Raw genomic sequence first — 26,092 nt, forward strand, 5'->3', positions numbered from 1 at the left:
GCATCCCTCTCCCCGGCCTCGCGCCGGGGATTTTTTTGATGGCCGCGTCGGCGCGCGGATTGTCTACGAATCGATCGCGCCGCGCGCTCAATTTCATCGTTCCCGGGGCCGTTAAATCCCTGGGATCCTTTCCAAGGAACAGGTCGATGTCGTCTCGCTCGTTGCTCACCCGCCTCTCGGATCTGCCGCTGCGCCGCAAGTTCCTGTGGCAGACCGTGTTGTTGGGCGCCGGGATCGTCCTGCTGGCGGTGATCGCCGCGCGGATGCAGTACCTGGACATCCGCAACACGCGCGAGCAGGCGCTGAAGAGCCAGATCGAGCTGGCGCTGGGCGTGGTACGCGCCTATGCGGCCGAGGTGGACAAGGGCAGCATGCCGCTGGCCGAGGCGCAGCGCACCGCCCTGCGCACCCTGGAGTCGATGCGCGCCCGCGATGGCGTGGACTACTTCTACGTGCACGACCTGCACCCGACCATGCTGATGCATCCCACCCGCAAGGATCTGATCGGCAAGGACATCGGCCAGGTGCTCAGCGCCGACGGCAAGCCGATCTTCCGCGAGTTCGTCAAGGTGGCCGAGGCCGGCGGCGGCTACGTCGACTACCTTTGGCCCAAGCCCGGCAACGAGACGCCGGTGGAGAAAGTTTCCTACAACGCCCCGTTCGCGCCCTGGCACTGGGTGATCGGCACCGGCGTCTACATGGACGACGTGCAGGCGCAGGCGCTGATCTTCACCGGGGTGATGACCCTGGCCGGCGGCATCCTGGTGCTGCTCGCCTTCGGCATCAACTGGCTGATCGGCAGTTCGGTGCTGCGGCCGGTGTCGCGCAGCCTGGAGGCGATCCGCGCGGTGTCGCGCGGCGACCTCAGCGTGCGCATCGACAACCCCGGCCGCGACGAGACCGGCGAAATGCTGCGCGCCACCGGCGAGATGATCCGGATGCTGGAGCGCTTCTCCAGCGAGACCGCCCGGATGGCCGTGCTGCATGCCGACAAGGACATGTCCCACCGCATGCCGGAGGATTTCCCCGGCGTGTACGGCGAACTGGCCGCCAGCATCAACCGCATGATGTTCGAGCACCTGGACGCCATCGTCGACGCCATCGGCGTGCTCAACGAATACGCCAACGGTGATCTGCGCCGCGACGCGCGCCGCCTGCCCGGCAGCCGCGCGGTGCTGCACGAATCCATGGATGCCGCCAAGGCCAGCCTGCTGGCGATCAATACCGAGATCAAGCGTCTGGCCGCCGCGGCTGCGGCCGGCGATTTCAGCGTGCGCGGCGACGCCGAGCGCTTCCAGCACGACTTCCGGTTGATGGTGCAGGACCTCAACGCGATGATGGAGGTCAGCGACCGCAACCTGGGCAAGCTCTCGGCGCTGCTGCAGGCGATCGCCGCCGGCGACCTGAGCGTGCGCATGCAGGGCGACTTCCATGGCGTGTTCGCGCGGATGCGCGAGGATGCCAACACCACCGCCGACCAGCTCGCCGACATCGTCGGCCGCATCCAGGCCGCGGCGCGCAGCATCCACGGCGCCACCACCGAACTGGCCGGCGGCAACGAGGACCTGTCGCGCCGCACCGAACAGCAGGCAGCTAACCTGGAAGAGACCGCTGCCTCGATGGAGGAACTGACCTCCACCGTGAAGCAGAACGCCGAACACGCGCGCCAGGCCAACCAACTGGCGGCAGGGGCGGCGTCGGTGGCCTCGCAGGGCGGCGAGGTGGTCGGCAGAGTGGTCGAGACCATGAGCGGCATCGAGGCGTCGTCGAAGAAGATCGCCGACATCATCAGCGTCATCGACGGCATCGCCTTCCAGACCAACATCCTGGCCTTGAACGCCGCGGTGGAAGCCGCCCGCGCCGGGGAGCAGGGCCGCGGCTTCGCCGTGGTCGCCACCGAAGTGCGGACCCTGGCGCAGCGCTCGGCCAACGCCGCCAAGGAAATCAAGACGCTGATCGACGACTCGGTGGGCCGCGTGAGCGAGGGCTCGGTCCTGGTCGACCAGGCCGGCCGCACCATGCAGGAGATCGTCGCCTCGGTGCAGCGCGTCACCGACATCATGGGCGAAATTTCCGCGGCCTCGCAGGAGCAGTCGATGGGCATCGAGCAGGTCAGCCGCACCGTGGCGCAGATGGACCAGGCGATCCAGCAGAACGTCGCCGTGGTCGAGGAGGCCAGCGCCTCGGCGCGGGCGCTGGAAGAGCAAGGCCGCCGGCTCGGCGAGGCCGCAGCGGTGTTCCGGCTGGACGCGGTGTCGGCACATGCGGACGGCGCTGCGGCGCTCATGCCTGCCGCAGCGGCACGGAGCGCGGCGCGATCGGCCCCGCTGCGGCTGGTCCGCACGGCGGCCCCGGCCATCGAGGCCGATTGAGCGGACGTACCGCTGCCATAGAAACGATCAGGCACGGCATGGCGATTTACCCCCTGGCGCGGTTCAAGCAATCGCCGCGCTAGTCGATATCAGGATCACGCCACGTGATCCGCGCATGACATCGCCGGGTCACGACCGCGACCGTTCAGGGAGCACGTGATGCCTTGCTGTCCATCTTCACCGTCGTCCAGTCGCTTGCCGCCGCGCCGCGGCGCCGCATGCGCGCAGATCCTGCGCACGGTTCCGCGCCGGCCGTCCCGGCGGCGCCACGCACGCGGCCTCGACCGGCAGCCTGCCTCTGCGTCGCCCTCGCCCCGCCCCGCTTCCGCCGGCTGATGCCGCGGCCGCCTTCGCTCCGCTTTTCCACCCCGCTACCGCACATGGAATGCCCATGAACGTGCTCTCGCACCTGAAAATCCGCGACAAGCTGATCGGCGCCTTCGTCCTGACCACACTGCTGACGCTGGTGCTGGGCGCGTTCACCTATTCCCGCACCAACCTGTCGATCGCCGAACTCAAGCACATCGAGCACGACTGGGTGCCGGCGACCCAGGCCCTGTCCGAGGTGCGCGCGCAGCTGGGCGAGTTCCGCACCTACGAGCTGGCGCAGCTGTCGCGCGCCGACGATGCCCAGGCCCAGGCCGACTACTTCAAGCGCATGCAGAAGGTGCGCACCGAGGTGGCGAAGAACCAGCAGGTCATCGCGGCGATGATGCGCGACCCCAAGCAGGTCCAGATGTACGCCGGTGTCCAGGAAACGCTGAACGCCTATCTGCAGGCCAACACCGACATGGGCACCGCCTTGCGCGCCGGTGACGTGGCGGCGGCGCAGACGATCTCCGACACCCGGTCGCGTGCGCTGCGGCGGACCCTGTTCGAGCGCATCGTGGCGCTGACCCAGTACAACGTCGCCGAACTGAACCGGGAGATGGATCGCGCCGACAGCCAGATGGCCAATACCAAGACCCTGATCCTGGCGCTGCTCGGGCTGGCCGTGCTGTTCGCCGGCGTCACCGCCTGGCTGATCGCGCGCGGCATCGCGCGCCAGTTGCACGCCGCCAAGCGCCTGTCGCAGGCGGTGGCCCGCGGCGAACTGGAAGGCGCCACCTACCCGCACGGCAAGGACGAGATCGGCGAGCTGATGGACGACATGCTGGTCATGCGCTCGCGCATCCACGCGGTGATCCGCGCGCAGGACGAGATGGCGCAGCAGCACGCGCACGGCACCATCAGCTACCGCATCGACGAGAACGCCTTCCCCGGCGAGTACGGGCAGATGGTCAAGGGCACCAACGAGTTGGTCGCCTCGCACATCGCGGTGAAGATGCGCCTGCTGCAGATCATCCAGCGCTACGCGATCGGCGACCTGTCCGAGGACATGGACCGGCTGCCCGGCGAAAAGGCCGTGCTCACCGAAACCATGGACATGGCCAAGCAGAACCTGACCGCGATGAGCGAGCAGATCAAGCAACTGGCGGAGGCGGCCGCGGCCGGCGCGTTCGGCACGCGCGGCGATCCCGACCGCTTCCAGTTCGGCTTCCGCGCCATGGTGCAGGACCTCAACGCGATGATGGCGGTCAGCGACCGCAACCTGGGCGAGCTGTCGACGCTGCTGCAGTCGATCGCCGCCGGCGACCTCACCGCGCGCATGCACGGCGAGTACCACGGCGTGTTCGCCGCGCTGCGCGACGACGCCAACGCCACCGCCGCGCAACTGGCGGCCATCGTCGGCCGCATCCAGGCCGCCGCCGCCAACATCAATGTCGCCTCGACCGAGATCGCCGCCGGCAACGACGACCTGTCGCGTCGCACCGAACAGCAGGCGGCCAGCCTGGAGCGCACCGCCGCGTCGATGGAAGAGCTGACCTCCACCGTCAAGCAGAACGCCGAGAATGCGCGCCAGGCCAACCAGCTCGCCGCCGGCGCCGCCGCGGTCGCCTCGCAGGGTGGCGACGTGGTCGGCCAGGTGGTCACCACCATGAACGGCATCGAGGCCTCCTCGAAGAAGATCGCCGACATCATCGGCGTCATCGATGGCATCGCCTTCCAGACCAATATCCTGGCGCTCAACGCCGCAGTGGAAGCCGCCCGTGCCGGCGACCAGGGCCGCGGTTTCGCCGTGGTCGCCAGCGAAGTGCGCACCCTCGCCCAGCGCTCGGCCAGTGCCGCCAAGGAGATCAAGGGCTTGATCGACGAGTCGGTCGGCCGCGTCGCCGAAGGCTCGGCGCTGGTCGACCAGGCCGGCCGCACCATGAGCGAGATCGTGACCTCGGTGCGGCGCGTCACCGACATCATGGGCGAGATCGCCGCCGCGTCGCAGGAGCAGTCCGCCGGCATCGAGCAGGTCAACCGGACCGTGACGGAGATGGACGAGAGCACCCAGCAGAACGCCGCCCTGGTCGAGGAAGCCACCGCCGCGGCGCGCTCGATGCAGGACCAGGCCGGGCAACTCGGCGCGGCCATCGCCGCGTTCAAGCTGGACACCTACCACGGTGTCGCCGCCAACGCGCCTACGGTGCAAGCCGCGCCCGCCCCGGCCCGCGGCAGACCCCGGCAGGCGACACGGCCGCGCCCCGTCGCCGCAGTCGCCGCGGGCGCTTCCACCGCCAGCGAGGCCCAGTGGCAGGAGTTCTGAACCGATACACCCTTGCTGATGGCCGTCGCTGAACGCCGGCTGTCAATTTCGGCCCGTCCCGGCCGATAACCCGAGTGACCGAGCATCGCTGCACACCATGGCCATCCAGACTCCTGCTTCGCCCTCCTCCGGTTCCGACAATCGCGACTTCGACTTCAGCGATCGCGATTTCAAGCGGGTCTGCGACCTCATCTACCAGAAGGCCGGCATCGCGTTGGCCCCGGCCAAGCGCGACATGGTCTACGGCCGACTGTCGCGGCGCCTGCGCGTGCTGGGCCTGCGCTCGTTCCGCGACTACCTGGACTGGCTGGAGCGCGACGGCGGCGACGAGTGGGAGGCGTTCACCAACGCGCTGACCACCAACCTGACCTCGTTCTTCCGCGAGCCGCACCATTTCGAGCGGCTGCGCGAAGAGTTGCAGAAGCACTCCAGCGCCGCGCCGCTGAAGATCTGGTCCTGCGCCGCCTCCACCGGCGAGGAGCCCTACTCGCTGGCGATCACCGCCTGCGAGGCCTTCGGCACGCTGACCCCGCCGGTGCGGATCCTCGCCACCGACGTCGATACCCAGGTGCTGGCCACCGCCTCGCGCGGCGTGTACGCGCTGGAGCGCGTCGCCAGCCTGGACCCCGCGCTCAAGCGCAAGTACTTCCAGCGCGGCAGCGGCGCCAACGAGGGCCAGTGCCGGGTGCTGCCGGCGCTGCGCGACCTGCTCGAGTTCCGCCAGCTCAACTTGCTGGAACCGCGCTACGACGTCGCCGGCCCGTACCTGGCGCTGTTCTGCCGCAACGTGATGATCTATTTCGACAAGCCCACCCAGCGCGGCATCCTGTCGCGGCTGATCCCGCACCTGGACGACGACGGCATGCTCTACACCGGCCATTCGGAGAACTATCTGCATGCGGCCGACCTGATCCAGCCCTGTGGCCGCACGCTGTACCGTCGGGCGCAAAAGGATCGCGCATGAGCCCCGCCGCCATGGCCCTGGACCAGGTGATGCGCTATCACGACACGCGCTTCCAGACGATCGCGGCCAAGCTGTTGCCGACCCAATACCTGGTGGTGGACGACGACACCGCGCTGACCACCATCCTGGGCTCGTGCGTGGCCGCCTGCATCCGCGACCCGTTGCTGAAGATCGGTGGCATGAACCACTTCATGCTGCCCGACGGCCAGAGCGGCGACGGCGCGCCGGCACGCTACGGCAGCTACGCGATGGAAGTGCTGATCAACGACCTGCTCAAGCGCGGCGCCGCCCGCAACCGCCTGGAAGCCAAGGTGTTCGGCGGCGGCAACGTGCTCAAGGGCTTCACCAACAACCCGGTCGGCACGCGCAACGCCGACTTCGTGCTGAACTACCTCAAGGCCGAACAGATCCCGGTGGTGGCCGAGGATCTGCGCGGCATCCATCCGCGCAAGATCTGGTTCTTTCCCGGCACCGGCCGCGTGGTCGTGCAGCGCCTGCCGCACGCGCACGAGGAAGCCGAGATCGCCGCGGCCGAGTCGGCGGTGCGCGCCCGTCTGGCCAAAGCCCCTGTCACCGGCGCCGTGGAGTTGTTCGAATGAGCCTGGAAGCCCCTTGCCGTGTCCTGATCGTCGACGACTCCGCGGTCGTGCGGCAGATCCTCACCGAGATCCTGTCGGGCGCGCCCGGCGTGGAAGTGGTCGGCTCGGCCGCCGACCCGCTGCTGGCGCGCGAGAAGATCAAGCGCCTGAATCCGGACGTGATCACCCTGGACGTGGAAATGCCGCGCATGGACGGCCTGGCGTTCCTGGAAAACCTGATGCGGCTGCGGCCCACGCCGGTGGTGATGATCTCCTCGCTCACCGAGCGCGGCGCCGACACCACGCTGCAGGCGCTGTCGCTGGGCGCGGTCGACTTCGTCTCCAAGCCCAAGCTCGACGTGGCCCGCGGGTTGGAGGGATACGCCGAAGAGATCATCACCAAGGTCAAGAATGCGGCCAAGGCCAAGGTCCGTGCTCTGGACCGGCCGGCCACGCCGAAACCGGCCAGCGCCACCGCCACACCCGCCGCGGTGTCGTCGCTGAAGTTCCGCACTACCGACCGGCTGATCGCGATCGGTGCGTCCGCTGGCGGCACCGAAGCGCTGCGCGTGGTGCTGGAAGGCATGCCGGCCGATGCCCCGGCAGTGGTGATGACCCAGCATCTGCCGGCGGGCTTCAGCACGGCCTTCGCCGACCGTCTCAACCGGCACTCGGCGATGGCCGTGCGCGAGGCGACCGAAGGCGAAGCGATCCTGCCCGGCCACGCCTACCTGCCGCCCGGCGGCAAGCACCTGCAGGTGATCCGCGACGGCGCGCGCTGGCGCTGCAAGATCGACGACGGCCCGCCGGTCAACCGGCACAAGCCGGCGGTGGACGTGCTGTTCCAGTCGGTGGCGCGCAACGCCGGCGCCAACGCCATCGGTGCGATCCTCACCGGCATGGGCGACGACGGCGCGCGCGGCCTGCTGGAAATGCTGCAGGCCGGCGCCAGCACCCTGGTCCAGGACGAGGCCACCAGCGTGGTCTGGGGCATGCCCGGCACGGCCTTCCGGCTGGGCGCGGCGCAGGAGGTGCTGCCCCTGGACAAGATCGCCGAGCGCCTGATCGCGCTGTCCGTGCAGGCCCGCTGACAGCATGCCGGGCCGCCGCGCCACCACCTCGAGCGTCTCCAGCGACCCCAGTGTGGAAACGGCGCGGGCGGCCGCGGCCTGCTCCGAACTCGATCTGCTGCACTGCCTGCACTACGCCCCGCAAGGGGTGCTGGTGATCGATGCGAAGGCACGCGTGGTCGCCTTCAACCACACCGCCGAAGCGCTGTGGAACCGGCCACGCGCGCAGGTGCTGGGCCATCCGCTCGGCGAGCTGGTCGACGCGGAGAACCGCGCGGACTTCCTCGCCAGTTGCCTGCACCACGACGGCAGCGGCAGCTACGAACTGACGTTGCGCGACCCCGACGGTAGGGCACGCTGGCTGGCGGTGAGCGCGGCACGGGTGCCTGAGAACACCAGCCAGCTACAGGTGCTGTTCGTGCGCGACATCAGCGCCGAACGCGCCCGCGATGCCAGGATGCGGCTGCTGTCGCTGGCGCTGGACTCCAGCGACAACGCGATCGTCGTGTGCGATCCGGAATTGAACATCCTCTACGTCAACGCCGGCTTCAGCCAGGTGTTCGGCTATGCCGAGAGCGAAGTGCTGGGGCACCTGCCCAGCAACGTGCTGACCGGCCCCGGTACCGACCTGCAGACCGTGCAGCAGACCCGCGAACGCGTACGCGCCGGCTTCGGCCACCAGGCCGACATCCTGGCGTACCGCAAGGACGGCACCCCGCTGTGGGCCACCCTGGTGGCCACCCCCATCGCCGGCGAGAACGGCGACCAACGGCGCTACATCCTCTCGTTCACCGACATCACCCAGAGCAAGATGCACGAGGTGCTGCACAAGAACGTGCTGGAGGCGCTGGTCCGCGAACAGCCGCTGGTCGAGGTCGCCACGCTGATCTGCAATGAGGTCGAGCGCATCGCGCCGGAACTGATGGCCGCGATCGTCAGCGTCGACGGCAGCGGCTGCCTGCAGCCGCTGGCGGCGCCGAGCATGCCGGCGCGGTTCGGCGAGACCATGAGCAACATGCGCGCCGGACCGCGTGCCGGCGCCCTCGGCACCTCGATCTGGCGCGGCAAGCAGGTGCTGGTGCTCGACCCGCGCACCGACCCGCTGTTCGCCGACTACATGGGGCTGGTGCAGTACGTGCAGTTGGGCACCTGCGTGGCCACCCCGATCAAGTCCAGCAGCGGCCGCGTCCTCGGCAGCTTCGCGCTGTGCTACCGGCAGGTGCGCGAGCCGTTGGCCTGGCACCTGCGCCTGATCGAACTCTGCGTGCATCTGTGCGCATTGGCGCTGGAACGCGAGCAGACCAGGGCGCGCGTGCACCAGCTCGCCTTCTACGACTCGCTCACCGGCCTGCCCAACCGGGTGATGTTCAGCGCCCGCGCCGAGCAGGCGCTCGCCGCCGCCGAGCACCAGGGCGCGCCGGTGGCGATCCTGTTCGTGGACATCGACCGCTTCAAGCGCGTCAACGAGACCCAGGGCCATGCCGCCGGCGACGGCCTGTTGCGCGACATCGCCCATCGCATCGGCGACACCCTGGGCGTGACCGACCTCATCGGCCGCCAGGCCGGCGACGAATTCGTGCTGATGCTGCCGAACTGCAGCGTCGAACAGGCCGCCGGCGTCGCCGAGCGCCTGTTGCTGGCGCTGGCCGAGCCGCTGGTGGTCGGCCAGGTGACCCTGCACCCCAGCGCCAGCATCGGCGTGGCGATGTTCCCCGAGGACGGCGGCGACATCGAGACCTTGCTGCGCCATGCCGACCTGGCGATGTTCCGGGCCAAGCGCGAGGGCGGCAACAGCGTGTGCTACTTCAGTTCCGACATGAACCGCATGGCGCAGGAACGCGTGGCGATGGAGACCGCGCTGCGCGACGCCCTGCACCGCAACAAGCTGCAACTGCACTACCAGCCGCAGTTGCACAGCCAGGCGCCGCATGCGCTGTACGGCGTGGAAGCGCTGCTGCGCTGGGAACATCCCAACCTCGGCGCGATCTCCCCCGCCCGCTTCGTACCGATGGCCGAGGAATGCGGGCTGATCGACGAGCTCGGACATTGGGTCCTGCGCGAGACCTGCCGGCAGATGGCCGACTGGCGCCTGCGCGGTATCCCGGTGCCGCGCGTGGCGGTGAACCTGTCGGCCAACAATTTCGCCGACCCGCAGCTGCCCGCGCGGGTGGAGGATCTGCTCGCCACCGCCGGCCTGCAACCAGCGGACCTGGCGCTGGAGATGACCGAGAGCGTCATGCTCTCCAACCCCAGCGCCGTGCTGGCCAACCTGCGCCAACTGCAGGCCAGCGGCGTGCTGCTGTCGCTGGACGACTTCGGCACCGGCTATTCCAGCCTCAGCCATCTGCATCAATTGCCGGTCAACGAACTGAAGCTGGACATGAGCTTCGTCAGCGACCTGGAGCACTGCCAGACCTCGCGCGCGCTGACCACCTCGGTGCTGCGCATTGGCGAGACCCTCGGCCTGCATACCGTCGCCGAGGGCGTGGAGACCGAGGCGCAGCGCGCGTTCCTGGCGCGGCTGGGCTGCCGCGTGCTGCAGGGCTTCCTGTTCGCCCCGGCGCTCACACCGGCGGCGCTGGAGCACTGGCTGCAGGGGCGTGCGTCCGCACAGCCGACGTAAGCGCTCGCGAGCGCGGCAAGACCGCCGCGTCGGGAAACGCCTGCAACCCCCAAGAAAAAAGCCCGGCAATGCCGGGCTTCTCGTTTGCGACAGTGCCGCATGGGCGGCACGTCGCGTCAGTGCATCGCCGGGGCGATCAGGCGGCGACCGTGGCGGCCACGTCCTGATAGTCCTGGATCTGATCGAAGTTCATGTAGCGATAGATCTGCTCGCCACTGGTCTTGATCACGCCCACGTCGGCCATGTACTCGTCCTTGGTCGGGATCCGGCCCAGGCGCGAGCAGATCGCCGCCAGTTCCGCCGAGCCCAGGTACACGTTGGTGTTGCGGCCCAGGCGGTTGGGGAAGTTGCGGGTGGAGGTGGAGAACACCGTGGCGCCCTCGCGCGCCTGCGCCTGGTTGCCCATGCACAGCGAGCAGCCCGGCATTTCCATGCGCGCGCCGGCGGCGCCGAAGGTGCCGTAGTGGCCTTCCTTGGTCAGCTCCGAGGCGTCCATCTTGGTCGGCGGCGCGACCCACAGGCGGGTCGGGATGTCGCGCTTGCCTTCCAGCAGCTTGGCCGCGGCACGGAAGTGGCCGATGTTGGTCATGCACGAGCCGATGAACACTTCGTCGATCGCCGCGCCGGCCACGTCGGACAGGGTCTTCACGTCGTCCGGGTCGTTCGGGCAGGCCACGATCGGCTCGTGGATGTCGGCCAGGTCGATCTCGATCACCGCCGCGTATTCGGCATCGGCATCGGGCTCGAGCAGCTGCGGGTCGGCCAGCCACTCCTCCATCTTCTTGATCCGCCGCGCCAGCGAACGCGCGTCGGCATAGCCTTCGGCGATCATCCACTTCAGCAGGGTGATGTTGCTGGTCAGGTACTCGACGATCGGCTCCTTGTTCAGGCGCACCGTGCAACCGGCGGCCGAACGCTCGGCGGAGGCGTCGGACAGTTCGAACGCCTGCTCCACCTTCAGTTCCGGCAGGCCTTCGATCTCCAGGATGCGGCCGGAGAAGATGTTCTTCTTGCCCTGCTTGGCCACGGTCAGCAGGCCCTGCTTGATCGCGTACAGCGGGATCGCGTTGACCAGATCGCGCAGGGTCACGCCCGGCTGCATCTGCCCCTTGAAGCGCACCAGCACGCTCTCGGGCATGTCCAGCGGCATGACGCCGGTGGCGGCGGCGAAGGCGACCAGGCCGGAGCCGGCCGGGAACGAGATGCCGATCGGGAAGCGGGTGTGCGAGTCGCCGCCGGTGCCGACGGTGTCGGGCAGCAGCATGCGGTTGAGCCAGCTGTGGATGACGCCGTCGCCCGGACGCAGCGACACGCCGCCGCGGGTGGAGATGAACTCCGGCAGGGTGTGGTGGGTCTTGACGTCGACCGGCTTCGGGTACGCGGCGGTGTGGCAGAACGACTGCATCACCAGGTCGGCGGAGAAGCCCAGGCAGGCCAGGTCCTTCAGCTCGTCGCGGGTCATCGGGCCGGTGGTGTCCTGCGAGCCCACCGAGGTCATCTTCGGTTCGCAGTAGGTGCCCGGGCGCATGCCCTGGCCTTCCGGCAGGCCACAGGCGCGGCCGACCATCTTCTGCGCCAGCGAGAAGCCCTTGCCGGTATCCGGCGGGTCCATCGGCAGGCGGAACAGGTCCGAGGCCGGCAGGCCCAGGAACTCGCGCGCCTTGGCGGTGAGGCCGCGGCCGACGATCAGCGGGATGCGGCCGCCGGCGCGCACTTCGTCGAACAGCACGTCCGACTTCATCGCGAACTCGGCGATCACCTGCCCGTTCTTCAGCGCCTTGCCCTCGTACGGACGCAGCTCGACCACCTCGCCGTGCTCCATCTGCGACACGTCCAGCTCGATCGGCAGCGCGCCGGCGTCTTCCATGGTGTTGTAGAAGATCGGCGCGATCTTCGAGCCCAGGCACACGCCGCCGAAGCGCTTGTTGGGGATGTAGGGGATGTCCTCGCCGGTCCACCACAGCACCGAGTTGGTCGCCGACTTGCGCGAGGAACCGGTGCCGACCACGTCGCCGACGTAGGCGACCAGATGGCCCTTGGCCTTGAGGTCGGCGATGGCCTGGATCGGGCCGCGCTTGCCGTCTTCTTCCGGCTCGAACGGGGCGCCGTCGCGCTTGTTCTTGAGCATCGCCAGCGCGTGCAGCGGGATGTCGGGACGGGTGGTGGCGTCCGGCGCCGGCGACAGGTCGTCGGTGTTGGTCTCGCCCGGCACCTTGAACACGGTGATGGTCAGGCTCTGCGGCACTTCCGGCTTGCTGGTGAACCACTCGGCCTCGGCCCAGCTCTGCAGCACCGCCTTGGCGTGCGCGTTGCCGGCCTCGGCCTTCTCCTGCACGTCGTGGAAGGCGTCGAAGATCAGCAGTGTGTGCTTCAGGCCCTCGGCGGCGACTGCACCGAGTTCGGCGTTGTCCAGCAGCTCGATCAGCGGATGGATGTTGTAGCCGCCGAGCATGGTGCCCAGCAGTTCGGTGGCGCGGGTGGGCGAGATCAGCGGGGTCTTCTCGCTGCCGAAGGCGACCGCGGCCAGGTACGAGGCCTTGACCTTGGCGGCGTCGTCGACGCCCGCCGGCACGCGATGGCTCAGCAGTTCGACCAGGAACTGCTCCTCGCCGGCCGGCGGGTTCTTCAGCAGTTCGATGACCTGCGCGGTCTGCTGCGCGCTCAGCGGCAGCGGCGGGATTCCGAGCGCGGCGCGCTCTGCAACGTGGTGGCGGTAGGCTTCCAACATGCGGGTTCTCCGGAAAAATACGGTGGGGATGTGCGGTAGCGGCGGCGCGGCGTCAGCCGGCAGGCTTGGGGACGATGATCTTCAGGCCCTTGAAGTAATCGCGGAAAAAACGGTCGTCGCGGGTGATCAGGCCATCGCATTGCAGCAACGCATGCGCACCGATCAGGAAATCGGCCACCACCCGCTCGCGCTTGCCGCCGCGGGCGCGGAAGCGGCGCTGCATCTCGCCGGCGCGCAAGGCCGACTTGGCCTCCAGCGCGCTGAAGCGGATGCTCATGTCCTCCAACACCGACAACGCCTCGGCGCCGTCGCGCAGCGCGCTGCACACTTCGGCCAGGACGATGTCGCAGACCACCACCGGACCGGTGCTCAGGCACTGCCGCAGGCAGGCTTCGGCGGCGTCGGCCTGGGGGCCGTCGGCCAGCAGGTCCACCAGCACGGACGAGTCGATGGCGATCATGCGCCGGCGTCGGGCTCGGGTTCGAACGGATCGCCCGGGGCGCGGCCGCGGATGGCGCGCATCGCCTCGTCGGTACTGGCGAAGCCGTCGAGCTTGAAGCGGCCGCGCGCGCGCGAGATGGCATCGTCCACGCTCTTGCGCAGGATGATCCGGCCGCCGTCCAGTTCCACTTTCAGGATGGTGCCCTTGCTCAGGCCCAGTGCGTCGCGCACGGCCTTGGGCAAGGTGATCTGACCGCGCTCGGCGACAGTGGCTTCCATGGGGCGGGCTCCACAAGGTATGCACGAATTTTACATACTTGAAGCGTCATACTCAAGCCCGCATACAGCGCAGGTCACACCTGCCATACACACTGAATCGGTCAGAATGACCGCAGTCCCTACAGCCGCGATGCCATAGGAGTTCCGTGATGAGCGATTCCTTTTCCACCCGTGCCTCGCTCGAGGTCAACGGCCAACGCTACGCCTACTACAGCCTGCCCAAGCTCGCCGAGCGCTTCGACATCGCCCGCCTGCCCTACTCGCTGAAGATCCTGCTGGAAAACCTGTTGCGCCACGAAGACGGCGGCGTGACCGTGGGCAAGGACCACATCGAGGCAGTGGCGAAGTGGGATCCCAAGGCCGAGCCGGATACCGAGATCGCCTTCATGCCGGCGCGCGTGGTGCTGCAGGACTTCACCGGCGTACCGTGCGTGGTCGACCTGGCCGCAATGCGCGACGCGGTGGTCAAGCTCGGCGGGCGCCCGGAACAGATCAACCCGCTGATTCCCTCGGAACTGGTGATCGACCATTCGGTGCAGGTGGACGTGTTCGGCAAGCCCGACGCGCTGGACCTCAACGGCAAGATCGAATTCCAGCGCAACAAGGAGCGCTACGGCTTCCTGCGCTGGGGCCAGAAGGCCTTCGACAACTTCAAGGTGGTGCCGCCGAACACCGGCATCGTGCACCAGGTCAACCTGGAGCACCTGGCGCGGGTGGTGATGACCGGCGAGCGTGACGGCGAGGCGATCGCCTACCCGGACACCGTGTTCGGCACCGATAGCCACACCACCATGATCAACGGCATCGGCGTGCTCGGCTGGGGCGTGGGCGGCATCGAGGCGGAAGCGGCGATGCTCGGCCAGCCTTCGTCGATGCTGATCCCGCAGGTGGTGGGCTTCAAGCTCACCGGCAAGCTGCCCGAAGGCGCCACCGCCACCGACCTGGTGCTGACGGTGACGCAGATGCTGCGCAAGCACGGCGTGGTCGGCAAGTTCGTCGAATTCTTCGGCGACGGCCTGCAGCACCTGCCGCTGGCCGACCGCGCCACCATCGGCAACATGGCGCCCGAGTACGGCGCCACCTGCGGCATCTTCCCGATCGACGCCGAATCGCTGACCTACCTGCGCCTGTCCGGGCGCAGCGAGGAGCAGATCGCGCTGGTCGAGGCCTACGCCAAGGCGCAGGGCCTGTGGCACGACGCCGACAGCGCACATGCCGCGTACAGCGCCACCCTGGAACTGGACATGGGCCAGGTCAAGCCCTCGCTGGCCGGCCCCAAGCGCCCGCAGGACCGCGTGCTGCTGGAAGACATGCAGCGCAACTTCCGCGACAGCCTGGTGCCGTTCGCCGACGCGCGCAGCAAGCGCCACAGCGATGCGAAACAGGAAGACCGGCTCAAGAACGAAGGCGGCGGCGGCACCGCGGTCGGCGCCCAGGCGGCGCATGCGCAGGAGGCCGAGGCCAGCGGCGCCGGCTGGCAGCTGCGCGACGGCGCGGTGGTGATCGCGGCGATCACCTCCTGCACCAACACCTCCAACCCGGCGGTGATGCTCGGCGCCGGCCTGCTCGCGCGCAACGCCGTGGCCAAGGGCCTGAAGGCGCAGCCGTGGGTCAAGACCTCGCTCGGGCCGGGCTCGCTGGTGGTCACCGATTACCTGAAGAAGGCCGGGCTGATGGACGACCTGGAACAGCTCGGCTTCTACGTGGTCGGCTATGGCTGCACCACCTGCATCGGCAACTCCGGCCCGCTGCCGGAGGACGTGTCGGCGGCCATCGCCCAGGACGACCTGGTGGTGGCGTCGGTGCTGTCGGGCAACCGCAACTTCGAAGGCCGTGTGCATCCGGAAGTGAAGATGAACTACCTGGCCTCCCCGCCGCTGGTAGTCGCCTACGCCATCGCCGGCACCACCGACATCGACCTGACCCGCGACCCGCTGGGCACCGGCAGCGACGGCCAGCCGGTGTACCTGCGCGACATCTGGCCGAGCAACAAGGAGATCGGCGACACCATCGCCGCCACGGTCGGCCCGGAGATGTTCAAGCAGAACTACGCCGACGTGTTCAAGGGCGACAGCCGCTGGGCCGCCATCGCCTCGCCCGACGGCGAGCTGTACGCCTGGGACGGCGCCTCCACCTACATCAAGAACCCGCCCTACTTCGACGGCATGACCATGCAGGTCGGCCGCATCGACGACGTGCACGGTGCGCGCGTGCTCGGCCTGTTCGGCGACTCGATCACCACCGACCACATCTCCCCGGCCGGCAACATCAAGAAGGACTCGCCGGCGGGCCGCTTCCTGCAGGAACGCGGCGTGCAGCCGGCCGACTTCAACAGCTACGGCAGCCGCCGCGGCAACGACGACGTCATGGTCCGCGGCACCTTCGCCAACATCCGCATCAAGAACCTGATGTTCGGCGGCGAGGAAGGCGGCAACACCCTGTACCACCCGCCCGGCGGCGGCCAGCCGGAAAAGCTGGCGATCTACGACGCGGCGATGAAGTACAAGGCCGACGGCGTGCCGCTGGTGGTGATCGGCGGCAAGGAATACGGCACCGGCTCCTCGCGCGACTGGGCGGCCAAGGGCACCAATCTGCTCGGGGTCAAGGCGGTGATCGCCGAAAGCTTCGAACGCATCCACCGCTCCAACCTGGTCGGCATGGGCGTGCTGCCGCTGCAGTTCCTCGACGGCCAGAACGCACAGAGCCTGGGCCTGGACGGCTCGGAAGTGTTCGAGATCACCGGCCTGCAGGACGGTGCCAGCAAGCGCGCCAAGGTCGTGGCGACCAAGGCCGACGGCAGCGCGCAGTCCTTCGAGGTGGCGGTGATGCTGCTGACCCCGAAGGAAGTGGAGTACTTCCGCCATGGTGGCCTGCTGCAGTACGTGCTGCGGCAGTTGGCTGCACGCTGACAGCCGTACGGGTTTCCCACACGGAACCCTGGCCCCCGCGCCTAGGGCGGGGGCGATGCTCGGGTACGCGAATTGACACTTGCATACGCGCGCACTCGAGAGCAAAGGCTTTCGCCTTTCGGCGAGTTACTTTTCTTTGCTTGTGCAAAGAAAAGTAACCAAAAGAAAGCACACCCTGCCTCGCGCCCTACGCGCTGCGCGCTCCGGGTCCGCGTCCAGCCCGGGGATCCGCGGAAGGGGCATCCTGCCCCTGCCGCGGACGGCGCACGTCCCTGTGCGCCGCCCCTTCGGGGTTTTTCCCCGTGCTGGCCGCCGCTTCGGAAGGGAACCGGTAAAAGCAACAGCAACAGCAGATAGCCTTCGGCACTCTTGCCCTACCGGCACAAAAACACGCTCGCCCACAAGGCATCCCCCCGCCCCTGTTCGCCTTTCTCCCCTACGGAACGGTATGCTCCCATTACGGGATTCCGGCGGATACTGTCCGCTGCGCGCCCATCAATACATTTCCTGGAGGGGGAATATGAGTCTGGATCGTCCGTGGTTGCAGAGTTATCCGGCCGGCGTTGGCGCCGACATCGATGTCGATGAATACCGCTCCGTCGCCGCCGTCTTCGAAAGCTCCGTGGCCAAGTTCGGCGACCGCCCCGCCTACTGCAACTTCGGCAAGACCCTGACCTACCGCGAGGCCGGCGAACTGGCCCGGCAATTCGCCGGCTACCTGCTGGGCGAACTGCAGCTCAAGAAGGGCGACCGCGTCGCCCTGATGATGCCCAACTGCCTGCAGTACCCCATCGCCACCTTCGGCGTGCTGCTGGCCGGCATGACCGTGGTCAACGTCAACCCGCTGTACACCCCGCGCGAACTGCGCCACCAGTTGATCGACTCCGGTGCCAGCGCGCTGGTGGTGATCGACAACTTCGGCACCACCGTGCAGGAAGTGCTTGCCGACACACCGATCAAGCAGGTCATCACCACCGGCCTGGGCGACATGCTCGGCTTCCCCAAGGGGCCGCTGGTCAACTTCGTCCTGAAGTACGTCAAGAAGCTGGTGCCGGACTACGACCTCCCCAACGCGATCCGCTTCCGCGACGCGCTGACCCTCGGCCGCCTGCACACGCTGCCGCCGATCGACATCGCGCCGGACGACATCGCCTTCCTGCAGTACACCGGCGGCACCACCGGCGTGGCCAAGGGCGCGATGCTGACCCACCGCAACCTGGTCGCCAACATGCTGCAGGCAGGCGCCTGGATCTCGGCGACCGGCAAGCTGGAGGAAGGCAAGGAAGTCATCATCACCGCGCTGCCGCTGTACCACATCTTCGCGCTGACCGCGAACGGGCTGGTCTTCATGAAGCTCGGCGGGCTCAATCACCTGATCAGCAATCCGCGCGACATGCCGGGCTTCGTCAAGGAACTGCAGAAGACCCGCTTCACCGCCTTCACCGGCGTCAACACCCTGTTCAACGGCCTGCTCAACACCCCTGGCTTCGACAAGGTGGATTTCTCCTCGCTGAAGTTCACCCTCGGCGGCGGCATGGCGGTGCAACGCGCGGTGGCCGAACGCTGGAAGCAGGTCACCGGCGTCACTCTGGTCGAGGCCTACGGCCTGACCGAGACCTCGCCGGCGGCCTGCATCAACCCGCTGACCCTGACCGAATACAACGGCGCGATCGGCCTGCCGATCCCCTCCACCGACGCCTGCGTCAAGGACGACCAGGGCCAGACCCTCGCCCATGGCGAGGTCGGTGAGCTGTGCATCCGCGGGCCGCAGGTGATGAAGGGCTACTGGCGCCGGCCGGAGGACACCGCCAGCGCCATCGATGCCGACGGCTGGCTGCACACCGGCGACATGGCGCGGATGGATCCGCAGGGCTTCTTCTATATCGTCGACCGCAAGAAGGACATGATCCTGGTGTCCGGCTTCAACGTGTATCCGAACGAGGTCGAGGACGTCATCGCGATGATGCCGGGCGTGCTGGAAGTGGCCGCGGTCGGTGTGCCGGACGAAAAATCCGGCGAAGCGGTCAAGGTGGTCATCGTCAAGAAGGACCCCAACCTGACCGCCGACGAGGTGAAGGCGCACGCCCGCGCCAACCTCACCGGCTACAAGCACCCGCGCATCGTCGAGTTCCGCAAGGAGCTGCCCAAGACCAACGTCGGGAAGATCCTGCGGCGCGAGTTGCGCGACGCACCGCCGCCGCAATAAGCAGGTCCAGCGGGCGCCCACGCGGCGCCCGTGCAGGCGCTGGCGGGGCGAGTTCCGGCCACGGCACCCGGGTGTAGCATCCGCCGGGTGGAAACGCACTCGCCCGCTGCGCCACGCCATCTCCGCGGGCGTCTTTCCGAGAGCCCGCCATGAGCACGATCGACACGCTGCCCCGTAACCGCACCTATTCCAGCATCCGCATCGATGCGGACGGCGACGACGATAGCCATTGGTTGTACATGCATGCGAATCCACAGCTCGGCACGCGCCCATGCTTCCATAGCCAGATGCTGGATGACGTACTGGCAGCACTGGAGGCGATGACAACGCGTGCGAATACGCTCAGGAAGGGCGCACTGAAGCATCTGGTTATCGCCTCCGACGCCAATGTCTTCAATCTCGGCGGCGATCTTGCGCTCTTTTCCGACCTCATCCGCCGCAAAGACCGCGAGCAACTGCTCGACTACGCCTATCGCTGCGTGAGCGGCGTCCATCAACTGCAGCGAGGCCTGGCGGGCGACGTGCGCACCATCGCCCTGCTGCAAGGCGATACCCTGGGCGGAGGTCTGGAGATGGCATTGGCCTGCCACACGATCGTCGCAGAAGAAGGCGTCACGATGGGGTTGCCGGAGGCGATTTTCGGACTGATTCCCGGCATGGGCGCTTATTCCTTCCTGTGCAAGCGCGTCGCTCCGCATGTGGCCGAACAGATCATCCTGGGTGCCGACCTGTACAGCAGCGAGCAGATGCACGCGATGGGCATCGTCGATGTACTGGTCCCGCGGAACCAGGGCATCGACCGCGTGAAACAGCTCATCCACCACCAGCGCCGCAGCCCGCAGTCGTACCTGGCGATGAACACGGTGCGCAATCTGGCGCAACCCGTGACCCTGCAGGAACTGCAGGCGATCACCGAAATCTGGGTCGATTCCGCGTTGGCGCTGGACGAGAAATCGCTGCGCACGATGGATCGGCTGGTGCGCGCGCAGACCCGCCGTGCGCGGGATGTTGCAGCCTAGCTGGAAAACGCAGTGGTCAGCGGTCGGCCCGGTATCACGCCCGGGCCTTACCGTCGGCCTCAGCGCAATTCGTTTTCTTCGGAACTTGCGCTGCGGCGCGCACGCGCCTCGAGCACTTCCCTGCCCTCGGTCAGACTGGCGTTGAGTGCCATCAACCGGGAGCGCCATTCGCTGCGCATCTGCCATTCCGCCATCTGCATCAACTCGCCACCAAGGCTGGCCAGCCGGATCAGGCCCAGATTGCTCGCCACGCCCTTGATCGCGTGAGCATGTTCGCGCAGACGTTCCCAATGCTCCGCGTCGCCTGCGATCTGCATGCCACCCAGGCAGCCCTCGGCATCGTTGAGACACTGCGAAATGAACTCGCGTTCGAATCCTTCGCCCATGCCCAGCCCGGCCAATTCATCGAGCACGGAGGAATCCAGCACACCTTCGGACGTGGTGGCGATCAACTGCCTGACCTGAGCCTCGCCAGAGCCGCGCAGGCGCCCCTCCGCGGCAATGTCGGCCAACGTATCCAGCAGACGGCTGGCGACGACCGGCTTGGCCAGGAACGTGTGCGCACCGGCCTGCTCACAACGCTGGATCGCGTCGGGTGTGACGTCCGCGCTGAGCACCACCACGGGCGTGCGCGGGCCGCCAGCCTGCATGATCCGCAGCTGCTTCAGCATGTCCAACCCGCTCATGCCGGGCATGTGCAAATCGACAATGACCCCATCGAACTCGCTCTCCGCCAAGGCGTCCAGCACCGATTCGGCCCCCTCGACGCAGATCGGACGGTGACCCGCCTTCTGCAGCAGGCGCTGTAGCACCATGCGATTGGCGGCATGGTCATCGGCCACCAGAATGCGCATGCTGCGGATGCGCGCACGGTGGCGCAGGAAGGGATCCGAAAAGGCAATGACGTTCCCAGGCTGGCCGCTCTCCTCGGGGCGTTCGACGGAAGCCGCCTCCGCCTGCGGCTCTTCCTCGACAGTGCTTACAGGAATCTCGAACGGCAGATCGAACCAGAACCGGCTTCCGCGCGGCAGGTTCTCCTGATAGCCGATACTGCCGCCCATCGACTCCACCAAGCCTTTGGCGATCGTGGTGCCCAGTCCGGTTCCTTCGTAACGGCGGGCCAATCCCACATCCGCCTGCTCGAACGCATCGAACAGCCGCGATCGCATCGACTCCGGCACACCGATGCCCGTGTCGACGATATCGAAACTCAGCCATGTCCGATCCATGTCGGTGCGCAGCAGCTTGACCCGCACGTCGACTCGACCGAAGTCGGTGAACTTGATCGCGTTCCCTGCCAAATTCAGCAGCACTTGGCGCAGGTGGCCTGCATCGCCGAGGAGATGATTCGGCACTTCAGCGGCGATGTCGACGAAATAGCCGATCGCCTTGGCCCGCGCCTGCGGCTGCAGGATCAAACCGATCTGCTCCACGGTTTCGCGCAGAGAGAAGGCACTGTTGTCGATGCGGATCTTTCCGGCCTCGATCGCCGAGATGTCGAGCACTTCCTCGACCAGCGAGAGCAGGCTCTTGGCAGACGCCTGGATGGTGCTGACGCACTCGCGCTGCTCGGCATCGAGCCTGGTCGTCGACAACACCTCTGTCATGCCGGACAGGCCGTTGAGTGGGGTACGGAATTCGTGGCTCATGTTGGCCAGAAAGCGGCTCTTTGCCTCGTTGGCGCGCTGCGCCTCCTTCGTCGCCTGAGTCAATTGCCGCAACAGCCCTGACAGATAAACCGGCACCGCCAACAGGCCGATGACCAGACCAACGCCCAGTCCAAAATTGTTGCGCCAGTAAGACGTTACCAGCACGGTGGTGCCGAAGCTGGCCACCCCCATGGCCACCGCCAGATAAAGATACCGGTTGCCGTAGCGCAAACCGTTGCCAACCGTCACCCACAGGACCACGACGTACATCCAGGCCAGCGGCTCGCCCATGCCGATCATCGCCGCAGCGATCAGGCCGTAGTCGGCGATCATGCCGATGATCCGTCGCGTATCGCAACGTTCAGGCCGCCACAGCAACCAGGCCAGCACGCCCAGCGACAGCACCAGACCGGACGACACCACGGCGACCACGTTCAGGTACTCGCGCATGGGCAAGGTCGCGCGCGGACCCGGCAACAGCACATAGCTCAGGATGATAGAGATCAAGGCGATCCGCACCAGGGCCTGCGCGTGCTCGGTATCCTTGCGCTCCGCGAACCGTTGCCGCACCCACCTGATCGCCGCGATCATGTCAGACCCCTGGTCGCGCCGAGGCGGTGGAGAATTTCTCGCAGATCACCTGCAACTGCTCGCGGCCGCGGAACAGCGCGTCCACGCAGCGCGGGTCGAACAGGCGGCCGCGCTGGGCGTAGAGGTAGGCCAGCGTCGCATCCATGGTCCAGGCTTCCTTGTAAGGGCGCGGCGAGATCAGCGCGTCGAACACGTCGGCGACCGCCACGATCCGCGCTTCCAGCGGAATCGCCTCGCCGACCAGGCCGTCCGGGTAGCCGCTGCCGTCGTAGCGCTCATGGTGGCGCAGGGCGATCAGCGCGCCGACCTGGATGAAGCGGTTCTGGCTGCCGCTGAGCAGTTCGTAGCCGATGCGCGGGTGCATGCGCATCACCGCCATCTCGTCCTCGTTGAGCTTGCCCGGCTTGAGCAGCACCGCATCGGGAATGGCGATCTTGCCCATGTCGTGCAGGCTCGCCGCCATCTCGATGACCCGCACCTCGTCCTCGGACAGGCCCAGTTGCTCGGCGATCAGCCCGGCCACGTGGGCCATGCGCTCCAGGTAGGCGCTGGTGCCGACGTCGCGGTACTCGATGGCCCGCGCCAGCCGCGACAGGGTCTCGCGTTCGCGTTCCTCGACCTCGCGCATGCTGGCCAGCAGGCGCTGCTCCAGCGACATCGCGCGCTGCTTGATGTTCTCGCTCTGCAGCCGCAACTGCAGCAGGTTATGGCAGCGCGCACGCAGTTCGCGCGGGCGGATCGGCTTGACCAGGAAGTCGATCACCCCCGCCTCCAGGGCGGCCTGGCGGATCGGCTCGTCGCCGACCACGGTGATCAGGATGATCGGGATGTCGCGGTGCTTGGGCAGCCGGCGCAGGCGCCGCGCGAACTCCAGCCCGTCCATGCCCGGCATGCGGTAGTCGAGCAGCAACAGATCGACCTTGCCGGCCTCGCACCAGGCCAGCGCGGCCTGCGAATCGCCGAAATCGCGCACGGTCAGTTCCGGGGCGATGTCCTCGATGACATGCCGCAGCATCGTCCGCGCGGAGGTCTGATCGTCGACGATGACGATGTTCAAACGATTGTCGCTTCCGTCGGCCCAGTGGAGACGGTCCCCGTTCGAGGACGCGCCGGAGAGGCTCATGCTGGCATCATGCATCTGCAATCCTCCGCCCGTCGCATCTGCGCGGGCTGCTGAGACGACAACGGGAACGCGCCGACGCGCATCACGCCGACCCGTCCACCTCACTTCCTTTTGCGTGCAACGCCTGGTGCAAGAACCGCGCCAGCGGGGCTAGGTTAAGCCTCCGGACGCATATACGGAAACAGCAGCACGTCACGGATCGAGCTGCTGCCGGTGAGCAACATTACCAGCCGGTCGATGCCGATGCCCAGGCCGCCGGTCGGCGGCAGCCCGACTTCCAGTGCGCGGATGTAGTCGGCGTCGAAATGCATCGCCTCGTCGTCTCCGCCGTCCTTGGCCGCCACCTGGGCCTGGAACCGCGCCGCCTGGTCTTCCGGGTCGTTGAGCTCGGAGAAGCCGTTGGCGATTTCCTTGCCGTTGATGAACAGCTCGAAGCGGTCGGTATAGCCCGGCTCGGTGTCGCTGGAGCGGGCCAGCGGCGACACCTCGACCGGATGGTCGGTGATGAAGGTCGGCTGGATCAAAGTGTGCTCGACCGTGGCCTCGAAGATCTCCAGCAGCAGCTTGCCCCAGCCGTAGGACGGCTTGGTGCGGATCTTCAGCCGCTCGCAATGGCGCAGCAGGGCCTCGCGGTCGGTGCAGTCGGCGGCGCTGATCTCCGGGTTGTGGTGGCGCACCGCCTCGTCCATGCGCCAGCGGCGGAACGCCGGCGCCAGGTCGATGTCGGCGCCGTCCCAGTGCACCTGGGTAGTGCCCAACACTTCACGGGCGACATCGCGAATGACGTTCTCGGTCAGGTCCATCACCTCGTGGTACGTGGCGTAAGCCTCGTACAGCTCCATCATGGTGAATTCCGGATTGTGCCGGGTGCTGACGCCTTCGTTGCGGAAATTGCGGTTGATTTCGTAGACCCGTTCCAGGCCGCCGACCACCAGGCGCTTCAGGTACAGCTCCGGGGCCACCCGCAGGTACAGATCCAAGTCCAACGCGTTGTGGTGGGTGGTGAACGGCTTGGCCGTGGCGCCGCCGGGGATGTAGTGCATCATCGGCGTCTCCACTTCCAGGAAGCGGCGCGCGTCCAGCCAGGCGCGCATGGCGCGGATGATCTTGGAGCGCTTGACGAACACCTCGCGCGCCTCCGGCGACACGATCAGGTCGACGTAGCGCTGGCGATAGCGCTGCTCCACGTCCGACAGGCCGTGCCACTTGTCCGGCAGCGGCCGCAGCGCCTTGGTCAGCAACCGCAGGCCGGTGGCCTTGATCGACAGCTCGCCGGTCTTGGTGCGGGTCAGCCCGCCCTCCACACCGATGATGTCGCCGATGTCCCAGCCCTTGAAGGCGTCGTAGGCCTCGCCCAGGGCGTTGGCCTGCAGGAACAGCTGGATGCGCCCGGACTCGTCCTGCAACTGCACGAAGCTGGCCTTGCCCATCACCCGCTTGGCCAGCAGGCGCCCGGCCAGGCGCAGGCTGCGGCCCTGGGCCTCCAGCGCCTCGGCGGTCCAGCGCTCGGTATCGGCGAACTCGGCCTGCAGATCGCCGGCGAAGTCGCTGCGGCGGAAATCGTTCGGATAGGCCACGCCCTGCGCGCGCAGCGTGGCGAGTTTGGCGCGCCGTTCGGCGATGAGGCTGTTCTCGTCGACAGCAAGGGACGGCGCGGGGGTCTGCTCGGTCATGGGATGGGGGATGCGTGAGGAAGGGAAAGAATGCACCAGCCGGCGGGCCGTGTGCCGCCGCACGGCCTCCGTCGCCAGGACGGAGGCCGCCGGTTCAGGCGTCGCTGCGTTTGGAGCCGACTTCCAGACCGGACTTGAGGCTGGCCTCGACGAACTCGTCCAGGTCGCCGTCGAGCACCTTCTGGGTGTCCGAGCGCTCCACGCCGGTGCGCAGGTCCTTGATCCGGCTCTGGTCGAGCACGTAGTTGCGGATCTGGCTGCCCCAGCCGATGTCGGACTTGGTCGCCTCCACCGCATCGCGTTCGGCGTTGCGCTTCTGGATCTCCAACTCGTACAGCTTGGCGGCCAGCATCTTCATCGCGTTGTCGCGGTTCTGGTGCTGGCTGCGCCCGGTCTGGCAGGCCACCACGATGCCGGTGGGCACGTGGGTGATGCGCACCGCCGACTCGGTCTTGTTGACGTGCTGGCCGCCGGCGCCGGAGGACCGGTACACGTCGGTCTTGAGGTCGGCCGGATTGATGTCGATGTCGATGTTGTCGTCCACTTCCGGCGACACGAACACCGAGGTGAAGCTGGTATGGCGGCGGTTGTCCGAGTCGAACGGCGACTTGCGCACCAGCCGGTGCACGCCGGTCTCGGTCTTCAGCCAGCCGTAGGCGAAGTCGCCTTCCACGCGCAGCGTGGCCGACTTGATCCCGGCCACTTCGCCGCCGGAGACTTCCATCAGCTCGGTCTTCCAGCCGCGCGATTCGCACCAGCGCAGGTACATGCGCAGCAGGATCTCGGCCCAGTCCTGGGCCTCGGTGCCGCCGGCCCCGGCCTGGATGTCGACGAAGGCGTTACTGGCGTCCATCTGCCCGGAGAACATGCGCTGGAATTCCAGCTTCTCCACCTGCGCCTGGAAGCGGTCGACATCGGCCAGCACCGCCTGCGCGGTGGCCTCATCGTTCTCGCTCTCGGCCAGTTCCAGGAATTCCAGCGATTCGTTCAGCCCATCAAGCACGCTGGCGATGCCGCCGACGGTCTTCTCCAGGCCGGCGCGTTCGCGGCCCAGGCCCTGGGCACGCTCGGGGTCGTTCCAGACGTCAGGGCTTTCCAGCTCCCGGGTGACTTCCTCTAGACGCTCCTTCTTGGCGTCGTAGTCAAAGAAACCCCCGTAGCGACAGCACCCGATCGGACAGATCGGCGATGCGGTGGCGAATCGGATTGAGTTCGATCATTGCGGCTTTTTC

The 26,092-nt window shown here is 67.5% G+C and carries 16 protein-coding genes; 9 read left to right on the forward strand and 7 right to left on the reverse strand.

Annotated features, from left to right (window positions below; genetic code table 11):
• The first annotated feature begins 146 nt into the window (after positions 1-146).
• From GGR64_RS16200 to GGR64_RS16225, 6 genes are all read left to right on the forward strand, one after another.
• Positions 147-2,372 carry a methyl-accepting chemotaxis protein gene (locus tag GGR64_RS16200; RefSeq protein ID WP_184647097.1) on the forward strand — a complete coding sequence of 742 codons (2,226 nt, stop codon included), beginning with the start codon at positions 147-149 and terminating at the stop codon, positions 2,370-2,372.
• Positions 2,373-2,763: 391 nt separating this feature from the next.
• A complete protein-coding gene (locus tag GGR64_RS16205; protein ID WP_184447996.1) occupies positions 2,764-5,007 on the forward strand; it encodes a methyl-accepting chemotaxis protein in 2,244 nt (747 codons plus the stop codon).
• 97 nt (positions 5,008-5,104) lie between these two features.
• On the forward strand, positions 5,105-5,971 hold the full coding sequence (locus tag GGR64_RS16210; RefSeq protein ID WP_160967778.1) for a CheR family methyltransferase: 867 nt from the start codon (positions 5,105-5,107) through the stop codon (positions 5,969-5,971).
• The gene (gene cheD, locus GGR64_RS16215; RefSeq protein WP_160958665.1) at positions 5,968-6,570 is read left to right on the forward strand and encodes a chemoreceptor glutamine deamidase CheD; all 603 of its coding nucleotides are present in this window, start codon (positions 5,968-5,970) and stop codon (positions 6,568-6,570) included. The genes GGR64_RS16210 and cheD overlap by 4 nt, the downstream gene beginning before the upstream one ends.
• A complete protein-coding gene (locus tag GGR64_RS16220) occupies positions 6,567-7,640 on the forward strand; it encodes a chemotaxis response regulator protein-glutamate methylesterase (protein ID WP_184447997.1) in 1,074 nt (357 codons plus the stop codon). The genes cheD and GGR64_RS16220 overlap by 4 nt, the downstream gene beginning before the upstream one ends.
• Positions 7,641-7,644: 4 nt before the next feature.
• On the forward strand, positions 7,645-10,242 hold the full coding sequence (locus GGR64_RS16225; protein WP_184647099.1) for an EAL domain-containing protein: 2,598 nt from the start codon (positions 7,645-7,647) through the stop codon (positions 10,240-10,242).
• Positions 10,243-10,378: 136 nt separating this feature from the next.
• Here the strand turns inward: GGR64_RS16225 and acnB are convergent, their stop codons facing one another.
• From acnB to GGR64_RS16240, 3 genes are read right to left on the reverse strand one after another with little or no spacing between them, the layout of a single operon-like run.
• Positions 10,379-12,970, reverse strand: coding sequence for a bifunctional aconitate hydratase 2/2-methylisocitrate dehydratase (gene acnB / locus GGR64_RS16230; RefSeq protein ID WP_184647101.1), 2,592 nt, complete (start codon positions 12,968-12,970; stop codon positions 10,379-10,381).
• 52 nt (positions 12,971-13,022) lie between these two features.
• Positions 13,023-13,430, reverse strand: a complete 408-nt coding sequence (locus tag GGR64_RS16235) for a type II toxin-antitoxin system VapC family toxin (RefSeq protein WP_019798091.1) — start codon at positions 13,428-13,430, stop codon at positions 13,023-13,025.
• Positions 13,427-13,690, reverse strand: coding sequence for an AbrB/MazE/SpoVT family DNA-binding domain-containing protein (locus GGR64_RS16240; protein WP_010343322.1), 264 nt, complete (start codon positions 13,688-13,690; stop codon positions 13,427-13,429). Before GGR64_RS16240 ends, GGR64_RS16235 begins: the two co-directional genes overlap by 4 nt.
• Before the next feature lie 149 nt (positions 13,691-13,839).
• Here GGR64_RS16240 and acnA point away from each other — a divergent pair, with 149 nt between their 5' ends.
• The 3 genes from acnA to GGR64_RS16255 all read left to right on the forward strand — a co-directional run bounded on the left by acnA (position 13,840) and on the right by GGR64_RS16255 (position 19,824).
• Positions 13,840-16,599: an aconitate hydratase AcnA gene (acnA, locus tag GGR64_RS16245; RefSeq protein ID WP_184647103.1), complete on the forward strand. Its 2,760-nt coding sequence runs from the start codon at positions 13,840-13,842 to the stop codon at positions 16,597-16,599.
• A 520-nt stretch (positions 16,600-17,119) separates the two neighbouring features.
• Complete coding sequence (locus GGR64_RS16250; RefSeq protein ID WP_160967769.1) at positions 17,120-18,805, forward strand: long-chain fatty acid--CoA ligase; 1,686 nt, start codon at positions 17,120-17,122, stop codon at positions 18,803-18,805.
• 149 nt (positions 18,806-18,954) lie between these two features.
• A complete protein-coding gene (locus GGR64_RS16255) occupies positions 18,955-19,824 on the forward strand; it encodes a crotonase/enoyl-CoA hydratase family protein (protein WP_184647105.1) in 870 nt (289 codons plus the stop codon).
• A 59-nt stretch (positions 19,825-19,883) separates the two neighbouring features.
• On the opposite strand, the gene GGR64_RS16260 is transcribed toward GGR64_RS16255, so the two are convergent.
• The 4 genes from GGR64_RS16260 to prfB all read right to left on the reverse strand — a co-directional run bounded on the left by GGR64_RS16260 (position 19,884) and on the right by prfB (position 26,080).
• A complete protein-coding gene (locus GGR64_RS16260) occupies positions 19,884-22,064 on the reverse strand; it encodes an ATP-binding protein (RefSeq protein WP_184647107.1) in 2,181 nt (726 codons plus the stop codon).
• Position 22,065: 1 nt separating this feature from the next.
• Positions 22,066-23,202 carry a two-component system response regulator gene (locus GGR64_RS16265; protein WP_043086876.1) on the reverse strand — a complete coding sequence of 379 codons (1,137 nt, stop codon included), beginning with the start codon at positions 23,200-23,202 and terminating at the stop codon, positions 22,066-22,068.
• A gap of 140 nt (positions 23,203-23,342) precedes the next feature.
• Positions 23,343-24,860, reverse strand: a complete 1,518-nt coding sequence (gene lysS / locus GGR64_RS16270; RefSeq protein WP_184647109.1) for a lysine--tRNA ligase — start codon at positions 24,858-24,860, stop codon at positions 23,343-23,345.
• Between the two features lie 94 nt (positions 24,861-24,954).
• Positions 24,955-26,080 (reverse strand): peptide chain release factor 2 gene (prfB, locus tag GGR64_RS16275; protein ID WP_160967761.1). Its coding sequence is split into 2 segments (ribosomal slippage): positions 24,955-26,004 and positions 26,006-26,080, totalling 1,125 coding nucleotides; the frame shifts between segments, so codons are not numbered across the junction.
• Positions 26,081-26,092 lie beyond the last annotated feature (12 nt).

Origin of the sequence: Xanthomonas sp. 3307 (genome assembly GCF_014199735.1) — a bacterium.
Classification (GTDB): domain Bacteria; phylum Pseudomonadota; class Gammaproteobacteria; order Xanthomonadales; family Xanthomonadaceae; genus Xanthomonas_A; species Xanthomonas_A rydalmerensis.